Source organism: Microcystis sp. M090S1 (assembly GCF_020246295.1).
In the GTDB taxonomy this organism is placed as follows: Bacteria; Cyanobacteriota; Cyanobacteriia; order Cyanobacteriales; family Microcystaceae; genus Microcystis; species Microcystis aeruginosa.
Genome location: NZ_JADBTF010000067.1, coordinates 24468 through 40726 on the forward strand (window position 1 = coordinate 24468; position 16259 = coordinate 40726).

The 16259-nt window shown below is 40.1% G+C and carries 9 protein-coding genes and 1 pseudogene; 2 read left to right on the forward strand and 8 right to left on the reverse strand.

Features of this window, described 5'->3' with window-relative positions; genetic code table 11:
• Positions 1-133: 133 nt before the first annotated feature.
• Complete coding sequence (locus IM477_RS02985) at positions 134-3181, forward strand: patatin-like protein (RefSeq protein ID WP_287730480.1); 3048 nt, start codon at positions 134-136, stop codon at positions 3179-3181.
• 184 nt (positions 3182-3365) lie between these two features.
• Here IM477_RS02985 and IM477_RS02990 read toward each other — a convergent pair whose 3' ends face one another.
• The 7 genes from IM477_RS02990 to sir form a co-directional block, all read right to left on the reverse strand.
• Positions 3366-4985 carry a S8 family serine peptidase gene (locus tag IM477_RS02990; protein WP_287730481.1) on the reverse strand — a complete coding sequence of 540 codons (1620 nt, stop codon included), beginning with the start codon at positions 4983-4985 and terminating at the stop codon, positions 3366-3368.
• A gap of 43 nt (positions 4986-5028) precedes the next feature.
• Positions 5029-6114, reverse strand: a complete 1086-nt coding sequence (gene cax, locus IM477_RS02995; protein WP_072925943.1) for a calcium/proton exchanger — start codon at positions 6112-6114, stop codon at positions 5029-5031.
• Entirely contained in the window at positions 6111-6572 is a 462-nt protein-coding gene (locus tag IM477_RS03000; RefSeq protein ID WP_147069076.1) for a cupredoxin domain-containing protein, read from the reverse strand. Before IM477_RS03000 ends, cax begins: the two co-directional genes overlap by 4 nt.
• A gap of 259 nt (positions 6573-6831) precedes the next feature.
• Positions 6832-7140, reverse strand: coding sequence for a DUF6679 family protein (locus tag IM477_RS03005; protein WP_002757875.1), 309 nt, complete (start codon positions 7138-7140; stop codon positions 6832-6834).
• A gap of 950 nt (positions 7141-8090) precedes the next feature.
• Entirely contained in the window at positions 8091-9344 is a 1254-nt protein-coding gene (locus IM477_RS03010) for an ATP-binding protein (protein WP_147069077.1), read from the reverse strand.
• Positions 9345-9348: 4 nt separating this feature from the next.
• Positions 9349-11229: a tetratricopeptide repeat protein gene (locus IM477_RS03015; protein WP_287730482.1), complete on the reverse strand. Its 1881-nt coding sequence runs from the start codon at positions 11227-11229 to the stop codon at positions 9349-9351.
• Positions 11230-11332: 103 nt separating this feature from the next.
• The gene (gene sir / locus IM477_RS03020) at positions 11333-13270 is read right to left on the reverse strand and encodes a sulfite reductase, ferredoxin dependent (RefSeq protein WP_287730483.1); all 1938 of its coding nucleotides are present in this window, start codon (positions 13268-13270) and stop codon (positions 11333-11335) included.
• A 196-nt stretch (positions 13271-13466) separates the two neighbouring features.
• On the opposite strand from sir, the gene IM477_RS03025 reads away from it, so the two are divergent.
• Positions 13467-15866, forward strand: a complete 2400-nt coding sequence (locus IM477_RS03025; protein ID WP_287730484.1) for an ATP-binding cassette domain-containing protein — start codon at positions 13467-13469, stop codon at positions 15864-15866.
• A 73-nt stretch (positions 15867-15939) separates the two neighbouring features.
• Here the strand turns inward: IM477_RS03025 and IM477_RS03030 are convergent.
• A pseudogene (locus IM477_RS03030) lies at positions 15940-16259 on the reverse strand (RNA-guided endonuclease InsQ/TnpB family protein); the annotation flags it as partial.

Consider the following 16259-nt stretch of genomic DNA (forward strand, 5'->3'; position numbering starts at 1 on the left):
GGCGGGGTGGTGTCTATCGTTGTATATTGGGAAATGTGGTAGAGCGTCCCAACCCTGATCGCAAAAACCGCCACAAACGACTCCCAACTGTATCTGTCTCTTTTAGAACGCCAAATAACCGTGGAGACTTGCGATGACTGCAACACCTGGTCAAAACACACAATCTTCGTCAGCCACTTGCTTGAAGAAACCAGATTTTCGTAAGGAAACTCGCTTAGGATTAGTGCTTTATGGTGGGGTTTCTCTAGCAGTTTATATGAATGGTGTTTGTCGAGAATTTTATAATGCAACAAGGGGTCGGGGAATTTATAAATTAATTAAAGCACTGACAGATTCAGATATTGTTGTTGATATTATATCGGGAACTTCAGCAGGAGGGATTAATGGAGTTCTCTTGAGCTATGCAGTTGCTAATAGCGATCAAGACAGGGTAGTTGATTTTAAAGAATTTGGAGATATTTGGCGAGAAAGTGGAGATATAAATAAATTACTGCGTCCGCTCAAAAAAGAGAATAATCAAAGAGATGTTAATTCTCTTTTAAACGGCGAGGGATACTATCAGGAAGAACTTTTTAAAGCTTTTGAACAAGCTGGAAATAACCAACAATCTGCTCCTGATGGAGAATGGTATTCAGAGTTTAATGAACTAGATTTATTTATCACTGGTACTGACGTTTTAGGAAGAATATATAAAACCTTTGATAACACTGGAAAAGTCATCGAAATCAAAGATCATCGTTGCGTTTTTCAGCTTAAATATCGAGAAGATCAAGATGTTGGTGACCCTTTTTCTACGACAGATAAAGATACTCAAGAAGCCTTAGCTAAACTCTGTCGAATCACCTCTTGTTTTCCCCTGGCTTTTCCCGTAGTACCTGTCGCAATTAAGTCTGATAATAAGGTAGATAACAAACTACAAGAATGGGGAAAACTTCTGAGAAATCGCATCCTTCCGCCAGAACCTCCACAAGAGGGATATAAACTCTATTTTGTTGATGGAGGAGTTCTAGATAATCGTCCTTTTAGTTATACCACTGAAGCCATTTATTATCGTACAGCAGATCGTCCTGTCAATCGTCAATTATTTTATCTCGATCCCAATCCAGAAAGCTTTGTTGACAGTCCCAAATTCAAAAAAATGGAGCAACCTACTGTTTGGGAAGTCATCACAGGTTCTCTAATCAGTTTACCCAGGTATCAAAGTATTGGCAAAGACCTGCAACAAATCAAAGATATTAACAACAAAATTCGTAGCTATAATTTGTTATTAAAGAGTGTTGATGAAGAAGTATCTGAACAAACAACAGAAGCCAAAAATCGTTATTGGCGTTGTCGTTTAGTCAGTTTAAGAGATATTGTTCTCTCCTTAGTTTTTGACAGCCAATATTTCGTTGGACAAGAAAAAAAACAAGAAGAACTATTAGAAAAAAGTGCCAGTTTATTGACCCAATTTATTACTAATTTAGAGGAAGTTAAAAGTCGAGAGGAAACTTTAAATTCCGTAGCTCAAGATATTGAAAATCTAGATATTCAATATGCTATTAGAAAACATAACTTTCTCTTGTCCCAAATTTACTCTCTGATGTCTGATGCTATTACTAAAGATACAGATGATATTACCAAATATGCAGAGTTGAAAAATTTAGCCAATAAAATCACTTGGCTGCTAGAGTTGCTCAAAGTCATTGATCAGGTTGTCAAAGAAATCATAAAATCCGCACCTGTTCGCCAAAAATTTTATCAACTCATTAGAGAAGAGGAAGAGGACAATAATCAAGAATCTGTAAATTTGAAGCGCAAAAAAATATATAATTATCTATTAACGTTGTTGCGTCTTATCTTAGATAGTCGAGATTTAGCCGATGTCACCGTAGAAAATCTCAAAGAGCTAGATTTTGACAAAATCGGTTCTATCCAGGGACAATTACAGAACAGGGTTAAAGATGTAGCTCTGGATCAAGCTACAACAAAAAGCAAAACAATCTTAGAAAAAATAGAAAAAGCTGCTGCGGAGTTGTTAACTGAACAATCGGAGAATGTAGAACCAGCAATTGGCAAATTTGAGAAATTTCAGCTAATTGATCAAGTTATATATCCCTATCAGTATTTGTCCGATGTCCAAAACAAGAGTCTAATTAAACTTGTTCGTATTTCTCCCAATGATGCTGATAAAGGATTTGGCAAAGATAAGGGACTTGAAAAAAAATTAGCTGGAGATCAATTTCGTGCTTTTGGAGGCTTTTTTAAGAAATCTTGGCGTTCTAATGATATACTTTGGGGACGGTTAGATGGAGTCAACCGTATTGTTGATGGGTTGTTAACTTCAGAATCCTTAAAAGCCTTCTCCGGAGTTGTAAGTCGCCAAATTAAACTAGAACAGTTCCCAGGAACTCAGGAAGAGAAAATTCAAGAATACGTCAAGCGACTTGTTGATGAATCTTTTCCCACGGAAACACAAACAGAAAAAGATGGGCTAATTCAAGACTTAATTAAACTTGCTCAACCTAATACAACCCTTGCCAAAGAAGAATTAGAAGACTTCTTAAATAAGCTTGTCAATTTAGGACATAGTGCTATTCTTAAGGAAAATTTAGGGAATGTATTCAAAGACGCAATTTCTGAACAATTGGAATGGAATCAACAAAAAATTGACTCAACTCCTGAGCCAAACTACAAATATGTTGGTGGCTATTTTGACAAAGCAGTAACTCCCTTAGCTGCGGCAGAACTTGCTCAACGTTTCCTAGAAGATTTAAAAGGGAAAGAAAAAGAATACTTCCTGGGTGAATATGGAGTTGGTTCAGAAACAATAGCGAAAGATATACCTTCTAATATTCTCAAAAGTTTAGGCACTCGGTCAGCGATAATTTTGAGTGATATCATAGAATCTAGTAAGACTGGTAAACGACTGCTTAGACTTCAATCTTATCAGCTTCTCAAACAAATTCTGAATATATACTATTTCCTGTCCCAAGGAAGTAGTCCAAGCAGCTATAAAACACAAGCCTCTCCCCTCATCTCTGCTTTGAAATCATTGCTGCTTTTTATTATTGGATTTGGAGTAATAGCCTATCTACTAAATGTATTACCAAGATGGGCTGTGTTGACCATTGCAACCTTAGCATTACTCTGGATAATAAAAAGCTTATTGGGACTATTATTCGGGAGAACCTCTAAATAACCGCTGGAAGCTGTGCCAAAGAAAAATCAAGGTTCTGTAGGAGTTGCCATGGGGGAGAGAATCTGGTTATTAAAAACTGATTATCTATTCCCTCTTTTGCATGAGTGCCTGTTGGATGAGTGCCTGTCTTCATCAGTAGCCTATACTCAACGGATTTAGTATTACTATCTTACTATCATTTTTATTATTCGGGAACCGTCCACCAAGCGAGAGCAAAAGCTTGTTCTTTCTCGTTAACTTGTTGACGATATTGAACCCGAATTTTATAGTTTCCAGAGATGGGGACAGGACAAAAAATATGCTCTAAACTATCACTATCACTCAGGGAAGCACAGGTGTATTTAGCATTATTATCCTCTTGGGCAGGTAAAAGATACACATCTAAATTATTCAGGCCGCGATCTCGGAAACTTTCATCGATATCATAGAGATTATTGCGATTAGTATCGATTAGTTCTACCAAACGATCCCAAGCTAAAGTTATCGAAGTAAAACTATTAGCTTTTAAAGGCTTTTCCAGGGCATAATCTTGATAACCATTAGCGGTAACTGTAGCGTAATCCCAACCAATGGCAGGAATAGATTCTGCGGCAGACCATTGACCATTACTAAACTGTTGGTAGGCGCGAAAAGTGTTAAGATGTCCCGTCCCCATCTGCATATCTAAAGGAATTTTCGGGTCTTTATAAGCATCGGACTCTAACCAAGTTTTTTGGTCTTTAGTTAAGACTGTCCGTCTCATACCTAACCGTAACCCATCCCCCGTATCTTTAATTTTATCGGCAGCATTAAGCATTACTGCCTTCATCACTTGATGATGACGAGAATCGACACTCCAATGGGGATTTTTTTGATTAATTTGTTGATCGCCGTATTCTTGTAAAAGCGCCACGGATGCTGTAATATGAGGAGCGGCGAAACTGGTGCCACTAACAGTATTTAATTTACCTTTGAGATCATAAAGCTCTATTTTATTGCCGGGGGCAACTAAATTAATTGACCGCCGCAAACCATCATTAATTTCCCGTTTAATTAAACTGCGACCAATACCCACTGGCAAAGCACTAATATTAGCAAAATCAACTTTAGTAAATTTTCCTTCTCTTTTCGCTGTATAAGCGGTAGTAATGCCGTTAAAATGATCGGTGGGAATGGGAATTCCTCCCTTACCTTGATTACCGGCAATTACATAAAGAACATCATCAACTCGCGATGACCAATCAACACATTGAGTTAATAAAGCTTGACCATCTAATTTTGGTTCCTGTCTTTGATCTCTTTGCAAAGATTCCCCAAAACTAAAGTTAATGGCGCGCACATCACCGCTATTTTGTCGGGCAATATTTTGACTAGCAAGACATTCTTCCGGTTGTCCGCCCCGTCGCAAAGAACCCACCGCCCCCGAATATAATCTCGCTTTTGGGGCCACTCCGGGGATTTTTTTATCATCACTGACCATCACTGTTGCCACCATAGCGGCGTGATTATCTAGATAGGTGTTGGGTTTGGCAATTTGATCGCGAAAAAAAACACCAGCTAACTTATAGGGAGGCTGCCAAGCTGCCACTTTATCATAACCGAACTGAGCCGGTCGTCCGATTTCCACTTGACCGATGGCAATTTTTCGCCCTAATAAATTATAGGGTTCCGCCCGCAGGCGATCGGCATAAATTCCCTGTTCACCGATGGAATTAGAAAGAACTAGGGAAGGAAGCAGAATTATCGTTACTACTAACCCGACGACAAACCAAAACCCTCTTTTCATCATCAGCAATCCTGCGGCAGTAAGGTGATACCGATCCATTCTAAGACAGAAATATCAGAAAATACCTAAATCTCTTTTTTGGCTAGGCGGGATGGTAATAAAAAGCTACTGCCAAGATTAAATAGGTGGCTAGTAATAGGGTTCCATCTAACCAATTGGAACGACCAGTAAAGCTGATTAAATTAGTAACAATCACCGCTACAATTAAAGCCACCACGTTAAAGGGATTAAAATTTAAATCCATCGGTTGCTGCCAAAATTGACCGATAAAAACTAATAAAGGTGCCACGAATAAAGCCACCAATAAACTATCACCCATCGCCACGGAAACCGTTAAATCCATCTGATTTTTTAGGGCTAATTGAGTGACGGTAACTATTCCAGAAACATCGCTAATTAAAGGAATGAAAATCACCCCGATAAAGAGAGGAGTGAGATTAAATCCTTCCATCACCGATTCCACTACATCAACAAATAAATCCGACTCATAAGCTACAGCTACGGTGGAAGTAAGCAGCACAAGTAACCAAATCCAGACTTGAGCTTTTTCTTCCTCACTAACCTGATTGTCAGGGGTATTTTCATTACTTAATCCCACTTCGTAGAGATAGCTATGGGTTTTGAGGGAAAATAATAAAGTTAACCCGTAAACTATTAATAAAACCGTGGCGGTGACTAGGGAAAGACTGAGAATATCGGCAACTTCCACCACGTTAGAAGTATATATTACCAAAGTTGGTAAAGCGATCGCTATTACTGCTAAAGTCATGGAAGAACCATTTACCCGCGCTAAAATCGGTTTAAATTCCTGCTCTTTGTAGCGAATTCCTCCCGTGAGCATTCCCATGCCCATAAATAATAATAAATCGCTGAGAATACTACCGGTAATACTGGCTTGTACGATGTCCACCAAGCCTTTTTTTAGGGCAATTAAGGCAATAACTAAAGTGGTAGTATTGCCGAAGATAGCATTAACTAATCCTCCCAAAGTTGGCCCGGTGACTACGGCAACTCTTTCCACAGACGTACTTAACCAAATTGACAGGGGAATGATCGATAAAGCGGCAGTGATAAAAATAGCTTGATCTCCCCAATTAAGACGACTAGCGACCACCGATAGGGGAATAAATAATAGGAAAGCAAAGGAGACAATTTTTCTTAAATTCATGGGTTATTAATGGCGATTTCCCCCACCATTCCCGCTTCAGCATGACCCGGAATAGTACAGATTAATTTATACTTACCGGTTTTGAGAGGAACTATTACCCATTCTGCCTGTGCATTAGGTTTTAATTCTAGTTCGTGAATCGCCCCTTTAATCTCCACTTTTCCCGCTTCAACTTTCTGCGTCCAACTAGCATCGGCGAAGTCTTTAGCGGTAAAATAATGTTTAGTGGGACTGGGATTATCGAGAATTAATTTGTATTTTTGTCCAGCAATAAAGTCTAATTGACTAGGAAAGAATTTTAATTCTCCTTGCCCGGAGCCTAGACTAATTTTAACTTCTAGAGGGGCGGAGCCGGCGCAGGCCGGAAAAGTCACTAACCAACAACTAATTAAAACTATTACTACTGCCACAAATTTTTGATAGATATCCTGGGCAGCGAAGTAGGGATTAGAATTCATTTTGCTCCTCCAGCTTATAATAGAGAAAATCTGGCGGCTTTTAAGTAGCTAGACACAATCAATTACACATATCTAACTACTTCTTGCCTTTTGCATGAGTGTCTATCCTAACCAAGAAATTAATTTTGCACGACTACTTAGGATAATTTGACAACAAGTGGTGATTCTGACTGGCTCTCTTCCCTTCCATTCCCTAAAAGTCCCTTGGCTATGGTTAAAACCACGGGACTTCTAGCCACTGTCAGTTAAATCGACAAAACTAATCTAAGCTATCGGGAGAATGGGGATAAAGTTGTTCTGCTTCTGGACAATCTTCCGAGACATTAATATCAGGATTCGTCCGCGACACCGAGGCCAGTTTTCTGCTAACCGCACCAATACTTTCTAAACGCACCATTTCTTCCCAAGAACTAATTTCGTCTTCTTCTTCTGTTTCGTAGCGAATGGTGACGAGATCGCTTTCTAGATCGACAATACGAGCATTATCAATCCATCTTTGCTGATCGCGCAAGAAAATGCAGACTTCCTGACCATCCATACAGAATTGATAAATCTTGCGGTGTAACATAGATTGCTCCTAAACAGCTTCTTTTGTTGAATTCAACTAACGGGAAGTGACAAAATGCCAATCTCAGCAATAGCTCAAAAATTCCCGTGGATAACACAAAAGGGAGAAAAATTCCGCTAGCAGTGGCAAGAATGGGAAAGGAAAGTCAGGTTTCCGGTTTGGGGCTACGTTCTTCAAAGACATCGATTCGATTAATAGACGGCCTCGGCGATCACTAAAAAATCGCCCTTATAGAGTCATTGTGACATAAATTTTCACTTCCTAACAGTATTCCTGGATGGAATCGGGAATAAGGTTTAGGGATGAGGTTATCCCATTTTTCTTTATTCATGGCAGGCATTCTACACCCCTCTCGCGCCCCTCCAACCCCCCACATCGGGGTGGCAGGGGGGGGGTTGGGGGTGAGGGCAATTAACCATATCTGCCATTACTTTTGAAAAATGCTATCAGTATCGTCCCCTTTCCAACCCCGAAAAATAGCTATAGACGCTCTGTCATCTTGGCAAGTCATGGGCCATCGCTCGCCACTTGATTCCGTTGGCCGATAGATAGGGTTTGCTGAAAAAGTAGGGGCGAAGCATTCGGATAGAAAATCTACGGTTTCAGCGATAGGTTATGCCAAATGCTTCGCCCCGACAGGACGCGATCGCCGCTCAAGATGCCAGGTTTTTGAGCCACTAGCTGGAAAATCTTGCAGCTGCTTGGCCAAACAGTCCCCCAAACCCCTTCCCTCGTCTATATTTCACATTTATTCAGCCAACCCTAAATAAAAAATGGCTGTGAGCTCATAGCTACTTCAGGGTAAGCGCATCTTAAGGATCCTTGACAAAATGAACTTTATGTGAGTTGCTTACCCACGATTCAGGCATATTTGAGGAGAATTTGCCATCTCAATTGTTAATAGCGTTTGAGATGCGCTCACCTTGTACATCGAAGGAGCTATTTATTATTTACTCAGACTGAGACTCAGGGGGTAACTTAGGTTGAAATAATTGGGAAGGAACAAAACGAAAACCGCTTTGATCTTCTTGACGAATTAATAATCCTTGTTCTTCCATCGATTTAAGTTGGGGCAAGAGAGCAACAAAGGTTATAGCATCAAGTTTAGCCAAAGTTTGATCAGAAATATTCTCACTAATGCCACCGGCTTGATGAGCAACGTATAATAAATGACGAAACTCAGGACGTAAGGAATAAGTAAAGTGTTCTTGAAGGATTTGCCAAATTGAATAAAAAGCAGTTTCATCAATAATTTCATATCCTTCTGAAGCAGCTTGCCGTAATACTTTTTCACAGATAGTATTCAGTTCTCGAGGAATTCCTTGAGCGTAACCCGTAATTAAATTGATGACTTCCTCTGTGAAAGGATAGGGATCATTTCGCTGTTCGTTTCTGGCACTATTAAGATAATTAATAGCAATGTGACGTAAATCATCCTGACTCATGGGTTCAAGAGGAATATCTTCAGAAAAGATACCAAGGGCTTTTAAGGTTGCTTCTTGAAGCTCGGTAAAGCCTCTTCCTGTCATGATAAATCCTCGATGTTTTCCCATCCGAAATAAATCTAAACTACTTTCTAAAATTGTCTGGACAACAATGGGGTCTTTTTTGTCAAAATCATCAATAGCAATAACAATACGAGAATAAATTTCTTCGGCTCTATTTAATAACCGAATGAGTAGAGGATACGGGTCAGCATTGGCGGTGGGAGTCAGTTGATTAGCAGGGGATTCTTCCTTTTTGCCAAAGGATAAAAAGCCTAATTTAACTTGTCCTTCAGTAGTGGTTTTATTACGTTGAATAGAATACCCTAAAAGCGTATTAGCAATGTCTCTTGATTCTTGATCACTATCCGCTAAACTATCGGCTACAGCTAATAATAAAGCACGATAAAATTCCGTGGAACTTTCCCCAGGAATGCTACTCAAATAAAGCACTAACATTTTTTCATTTAGTTCCGCTACTTCCTGTTGTAACTGATGAATTAAATTAAAAATCAAAGCAGTTTTACCAATACCCCAAGCTCCCCTAACTAGGATATTACGTCCTTCATAGAGGGTCGGAATAACGACATCTAAAACTTGATCGCGTCCATAAAAAATCTTTGCTAATTTTTCGGGATCATCGGGGGGAGTTGGTCGAAAAGGATTTTCTATAAGTCCCCATTTTTTGAGAGTTGATTGATAACGGCTGAGTCTTGACATTTTTTTACGCAGATTGTAGAATTTTTAGTAGATGATTAATTTCCTCTAGTCGTTCCTTATCATTGTTTTCTTGATAATATGTTTGTGCTTCTTTTAAATGACTACAAGCTTGGGAAATCTTGCCAATTTGTATTTCTAGATTGCCCAGTGCAGTTGTCACAGAAGCCACATTATCTTGATCACCTAAACGACGGAATAGACGTAAAGAATCTTTAAAATAAAGTCTTGCCTGTTCGAGCCTACCAGTGCGATGATAGAGACGGGCAAGTTCCAATAAAATTGGAGCCAAACTACTAATATCCTTTTGTTTTTGATAACGTTGCTGACAATTTTCTAAGTGTTCAATAGCTTCTGTATAATATCCGCCCTCAAATAAAGCTTTTCCTAATTGATAGGAATAGTTAAAATATAAGGTTTTGTCTTCGGTTTTTTCAATAATTTCTCTAGCTTGTTTATAAGAGTTAATTGCTTGTTGAATGTCTGTCACTTTACCAAGAAGTTTAAATCGTTCTCTGAGAGTATTGGCTAAATTATATTGTGTCTCTGACCAATCTCCTGGAAAGGCTTGACGGGTATAAATTTGTAAGGCTTCTTGATAACAGACAATTGCATTTTCGATATTCTCGGCTTTATTGCCTCTAATTCGTTCACTGTAAGCATTACCTAAATTGTTTTGAGTAGTTGCCCAGTCAAGAGGAAAGGCATCAAAAGTACGAATTTTTAACGCTTCTTGATAACAGAAAATTGCGGTTTCTATATTCTCTACTATATCTCCTTGGATTCTGTTTATGTAAGCAGCACCCAGATTATTTTGTTCCCTTGCCCATTCATAAGGAAAAGCATCACGGGTCAACACTTCTAAAGACTGGTTGTAAGCAACAATAGCTAACTCTAAATTTTCTGCCCTTTCCTCTCTGATGCGTTGACTATAAGCATTCCCCAGATTATTTTGTGTCCTTGCCCATTCATAAGGAAAAGCATCACGGGTATAGACTTCTAAAGACAGGTTATAAGCAACAATAGCTAACTCTAAATTTTCTGCCCTTTCTCCTCTGATGCGATTACTATAAGCAGTACCCAGATTATTTTGTGTGTTTGCCCATTCATAAGGAAAAGCATCACGGGTATAGACTTCTAAAGACTGGTTATAAGCAACAATAGCTAACTCTAAATTTTCTGCCCTTTCCCCTCTGATGCGATCACTATAAGCATTCCCCAGATTATTTTGTATCCTTGCCCATTTTTCAGGAAAAGCTTGACGGGTATATACTTCTAAAGACTGGTTATAAGCAACAATAGCTAACTCTAGATTATCTGCTCTTTCCCCTCTAATACGATCACTATAAGCAGTCCCTAGATTATTTTGTATCACTGCCCAATCTTCAGGAAAAGCATCACGGGTACAGACTTCTAAAGACTGGTTATAAGCAACAATAGCTAACTCTAAATTTTCTGCCCTTTCCCCTCTGATGCGCTTATTATAAGCATTCCCCAGATTATTTTGTACGCTTGCCCATTCATAAGGAAAAGCATCACGGGTTCTTACTTCTAAAACCGTTTGATAGCCTGTAATAGCGATTTCTAGATTATTAGCCCGACTTCCCAAGGGAAAATCTGCAATCTTAATACATAAATTCTGAATCACCCCGACAATACCCGCCACTTCTTCTGGTTTCCCTTGAGAAAACACATTTCTAGCCCATTGTTGCAACAGTTGGGCAAAGATATCATCTAACAGATGTTGACCGCGTTGTAGGATAGGATAAACCACCGTAGGATCGCTATTACTGTCATATTCTGCTTGTAAGACTTCTGATAAAAACTTCTGATATTCCTCTATACTTCCCGCTTGAGGGTTGAGAAACTGCCCCAATTGTTGCACCATATCGCGTAACCAAGATGATGTGATGGACTATGATTTTTTCGACAGACCGACCCTATGAATATGCTAATAAAAAAGGTGGGTTAAGTCCCACCTTGATGACTGATTAGGATTTTTGGCTGAAATAGGCCTCTAGCGCCTCATTGATGATTTGATTCATCGGCCGTTTTTCCGTTTCCGAAGCTTCCTTGAGACGGACAAACATATCATCGGGGACGCTGACACGGTTTTGATTTTTACGCACGCGTTTGGGTTTTGATTCAGTGGTAGTAGTTTCGGTCATTTTAGGTGTGTAGGTGGCTGAAAATGCTTGTAAAGCAGGGAAATTGACTCGATGACAGAATTCTCCGAAGGTTTCGTTATTTTGTTGATCCTGTTGGAAGTAAACGAAAATCGGTTCTAAGACCTTTTCTAGATCATCGATCGCCATTTTATCCAAATAGGGGCGCGCTAGTCGAGTTTGATCGGCTGTTCCCCCTAACCAGAGTTGGTAGGAATTGGGAGCGCTACCCACAAATCCTAATTCTGCCATATAGGGACGCGCGCAGCCATTGGGACATCCTGTCATGCGGATGACAAATTGCTCTTTGCTTAATCCTAAGCGATTAAGCAGGGCGCGAATGCGTTCAATCACGCTGGGTAAAATTCTTTCTGACTCAGTAATCGCTAATCCACAGGTGGGCCAAGCGGGACAGGCCATGGCATAACGGGTTAAAGGGTCAATTTCGGCGGGATTGGTGATAATTCCGTGTTCTTTCAGGATCGCTTCCACGGCTTGTTGATCCTGGGGTTCAATTTCGTAGAGAATGATATTATGGTTAGCCGTCAAGCGCATGGGCAACTGAAAACGCTCGATAATCACTTTTAAGGCGGTTTTTAGCTGAAAACTGCCTTCATTTTTGACCCGGCCATTCTCCACAGAAAGACCAAAAAATAATTTTCCGTCTCCCTGTTCATTCCATCCCAAAAAGTCTTGATATTTCCAATCGGGGAGGGGTTGGTAGGGGGCGATTTTTTGACCGAAATAACCTTCAACAGTGCTGCGGAATTTTTCTACTCCCCATTCTTCGAGGATATATTTCATTCTGGCATGACGACGATCGCCGCGATCTCCGTAATCTCTTTGGGTTGCCACGATCGCTTTTACCAGATCGTACACATCTTCTTTGTCCACATAACCGATCGGATCGGCCATTCTGGGGAAAGTTTCCTCCTTATTGTGAGTTCTTCCCAGTCCACCCCCCGCAAGGATGTTAAAACCCTGTAATTGACCATTTGCGTCGGTAATCACCACTAAACCGAGGTCATTGGTGTAGATATCGATGGAGTTGTCCCCCGGCACTGTGACACCGATCTTGAACTTACGGGGCATATAATGTTGACCGTAGATCGGTTCGATGGGATCGTTTTTGTTAATGCCATTTGTATCTTTTTGTCTCGCAGCCTTGACTTCTGGCGCTTCTTCTGCACTGATAACTTTTTCGCCATCGAGCCAAATTTCGTAGTAGGCTCCAGTTTGGGGAGTGAGTAAATCGGCGATATTATTGGCATATTCCCAAGCATAGCCGTATTCGGGGCGATTTTTGTAGGGGGCTGGCGGTGCGGTGACATTGCGGTTAACATCACCACAGGCCGCTAAAGTGGATCCCATACTGCGGATAATTTCCCCGAGGGTGGCTTTGAGATTTTTCTTTAAAATGCCGTGCAATTGGAAGCCTTGGCGGGTTGTCACCCGTAAAGTGCCGTTACCGTAGCGATCGGACAAACTATCGAGGGTAAGATATAGTTGCGCGGGAATAAAACCCCCCGGACTGCGGGTCCGCAACATCATTTGATAGTCTTTTTCTTGACCTTTGGCTCTATTGTCGCGATTATCCTGTTGATAGGAACCGTGAAACTTGAGGATCTGCACCGCCGCATCGGTAAAATGGGTTGTATCTTCGAGGAGTTCACTGGCCAAAGGTTCTCGTAGATAATTACTGCGTTCTTTGATACCTTCGACTTTAGAAACCTTGGCGGTAGGAGAAATAGGAGTTGTAACCATCGTCTAACAGCACGATAACCTGTGGATAGGTCTTAGGAATAGGAATTTAGACAAGCTCGATCGATCCTAAGAAGTTTTACTAACATGATCTCTAGAGTTCGTTCCAGACTCTGAGGTTAACAGTAGCGATCGAGACCTTAATTCTATCTTAGCTTCTTACCGTCCCCCGCGAACGCCATCTACCGATCGAGTTTTTATGACCAATTCTCCCAACATTAAAACGGTTATTAGTCAAGAACCCTACATTATTCTTAACAATCAGGGAGAATTTCTCCCTTCTATTAATCTGAGTCGTCCTAATTATAAATTGGGGCGGGATGGTCAACAGGTGGATTTAGTTGTTCCCCAACACTGGACGGTGGTGAGTCGAGTACAAGCTTGTTTTCGTCGTCAGGGAGATGATTACTATATCTACGATGGAGACGGGACTAATCCTAGTTCCAATCAACTTTTTATCAACAATCGCGTGATTACTCCCAAAGAGGGCTATCTTTTACGAAATGGGGATGAGATTAATATCGGTCAAGATGTCAAAAATTCGGTCAAGATCACCTATTATCATCCTAACCAACCGGTAAAAAGCCCACCTTTAGCTTTTAAATCGGTTTCCCTAGGCAATCGCAGTGTAGTTTTAGGACGAGATAATACCGCAACTGTGGTTTTAGACGCGCCGACAATTTCCCGACAACACGCAATTATCGATATCGATAACCAGAATCGTTATATTCTCTACGACAAAAGCACCAATGGAGTCTTTATCGACGGAGAAAAAGTATCGGGTAGTGCCATTTTAACTAACGGTTGTACGGTGAGAATCGGCCCCTATAGTTTTCGGTTGCAGGGAGATGACTTAGTTTTATTAGATACGGGGGATAATATCCGTCTGGATGCCGAAAATATCGTCAGGATGGTGCGGGATAAAAAGAAACAACCTTTGATAATTCTCAATCATATCTCCTTACCGATCGAACCGAGTCAATTAGTGGCGATTGTCGGGGGAAGTGGTGCGGGAAAATCGACTTTATTAAAGACTTTATTGGGAATTGAACCCACCACCTCGGGAACTGTTTATCTGAATGGGGAAGAGCTGCGCCAGAATTTTAATATCTATCGCACCCAAATCGGTTATGTTCCCCAATACGATATCGTTCACAGGGATTTAACTGTGGGAGAAGTGTTGTATTATGCTTCTAAATTAAGGCTACCTCCGGATCTTAATTGCCAAGAAGTGATCGAGAAAACCCTGGAGCAGGTGGAATTGTTAGAAAGAAGAAATACTTTAGTCAGAGACTTAAGCGGTGGTCAGTTAAAAAGGGTGAGTATTGCGGTAGAATTATTAGCCAATCCCAAATTATTCTTTTTAGATGAACCCACCTCGGGATTAGACCCCGGTTTAGATAAAAAGATGATGGAATTGCTGGCAAAATTGGCCAAAGAAGGCAGAACAATTCTCCTAGTCACCCATGCTACTAATAATATCAATCTCTGCGATCAATTAGTTTTCCTCGGTCAAGGAGGCAATTTATGTTATTTTGGTTCTCCGGGGGAGGCCTTAAATTTTTTCTCTTTACCTCAGGGGGATTTTGCCGATATTTATATTCATCTGGAAACTAGCGAAAAAGTTGAGCAAGAATGTCAACGTTTCCAACAATCCGACTACTACAAAAATAATATTGAAGCAAGAATCGGTAAAATATTTCAGCAAAATCATAGTAAACCGCAACAGGTTCAACAATCTTTTTGGCAACAACTACAGGTCTTATGTCAACGCTATAGCCAGTTAATTATCCGTGATCAATTTAGTTTAATTTTATACCTATTAACCGCCCCGATCGGAATTTTATTAATGGCCATGGTTTTAGGGGGCAAAAATCCTTTATTTTTGGAGGATAATCCCAGTTTTAATGAGGCTATCCAATCGGCACCTTTAGCCTTAAAAACTCTCTTTGTTTTTACCTGCGCGCAATTGTGGGTAGGTTTTGCCTGTTCCCTACAGGAAATTGTCAAAGAATCAGCAATTTATCAGCGAGAAAGATTAGTTAATCTGGGATTATTACCCTATTTATTCTCAAAAATTCTGGTTTTAGCAGCCTTAGCTTTTCTGCAAACAATTGTAATTACCTGCGTGATATTTTGGCGATTTACTGACCAACAACCGGAATTAATGACTTGGTTAATTGGCTTTTTTATTACCACATTTTTAACTATATTTGCGGCGATTAATCTCGGTTTATTAATTTCTGCTGGCGTTAGTAATATCACTCAAGCAAATAGCGCATTACCTTTAATTTTAATTCCTCAGATTATCTTTGCTGGGGTATTATTTAACTTAGAAGGTCTGGGAAAATATCTATCATGGTTGATGATTAGTCGCTGGTCGATTGGTGCCTACGGGGTATTAGTAGAGGTGGAAGCTATGATTGCAGAAGCGAAAGAACAAAATACTTTTAATTTCCCTTTACCCTTTGAGGATACCAATCAAGTTTATCAATTATCTATCAATAATTTGTTATTGAATTGGGGAGTATTAATTCTTCATTCCCTTATTTATTTTCTCCTTACCTATTGGTTGCAAAAAAGAAAAGATATTTTGTGATCTGAATGATAACTGATAACTTATAAGTAGGGAGGCACAATTATTTGTAGGATGGGTTAGCGGTAGCGTAAACGTGCCAATCTCTACGAGTATTAGACAGTTTTTCATGTAATCTTGCTATCTTCTCCTGAAGTTTTAACCAATTGTTTGAGCCTTTGACTTGATGTTTTAAGCGTCTTTGTAGCAATTTAAGCTTACTCTGTACTTTCAACAAAAATCGAGGGGCTTTGATTAAATCTCCCCGTGAAGTAGCCACAAAACTTTCGATCCCCGCGTCGATTCCTAAACAGGTTTTCCCGGCCGTTATATCGGGGACGGATTCTTGGGATTGGAAGGAAACCGAAACGTAAAATCCCGACGCTTTTTGGATAATTCGAGCTTGTTTAGGCTCGA

Coding starts and splice junctions, on each gene's coding strand:
- IM477_RS03010 (WP_147069077.1), bottom strand. CDS start 9,344: ATGTCAAGACTCAGCCGTTATCAATCAACTCTCAAAAAATGGGGACTT.
- IM477_RS02985 (WP_287730480.1), top strand. CDS start 134: ATGACTGCAACACCTGGTCAAAACACACAATCTTCGTCAGCCACTTGC.
- cax (WP_072925943.1), bottom strand. CDS start 6,114: ATGAATTTAAGAAAAATTGTCTCCTTTGCTTTCCTATTATTTATTCCC.
- IM477_RS03000 (WP_147069076.1), bottom strand. CDS start 6,572: ATGAATTCTAATCCCTACTTCGCTGCCCAGGATATCTATCAAAAATTT.
- IM477_RS03015 (WP_287730482.1), bottom strand. CDS start 11,229: ATGGTGCAACAATTGGGGCAGTTTCTCAACCCTCAAGCGGGAAGTATA.
- IM477_RS03005 (WP_002757875.1), bottom strand. CDS start 7,140: ATGTTACACCGCAAGATTTATCAATTCTGTATGGATGGTCAGGAAGTC.
- IM477_RS03025 (WP_287730484.1), top strand. CDS start 13,467: ATGACCAATTCTCCCAACATTAAAACGGTTATTAGTCAAGAACCCTAC.
- sir (WP_287730483.1), bottom strand. CDS start 13,270: ATGGTTACAACTCCTATTTCTCCTACCGCCAAGGTTTCTAAAGTCGAA.
- IM477_RS02990 (WP_287730481.1), bottom strand. CDS start 4,985: ATGGATCGGTATCACCTTACTGCCGCAGGATTGCTGATGATGAAAAGA.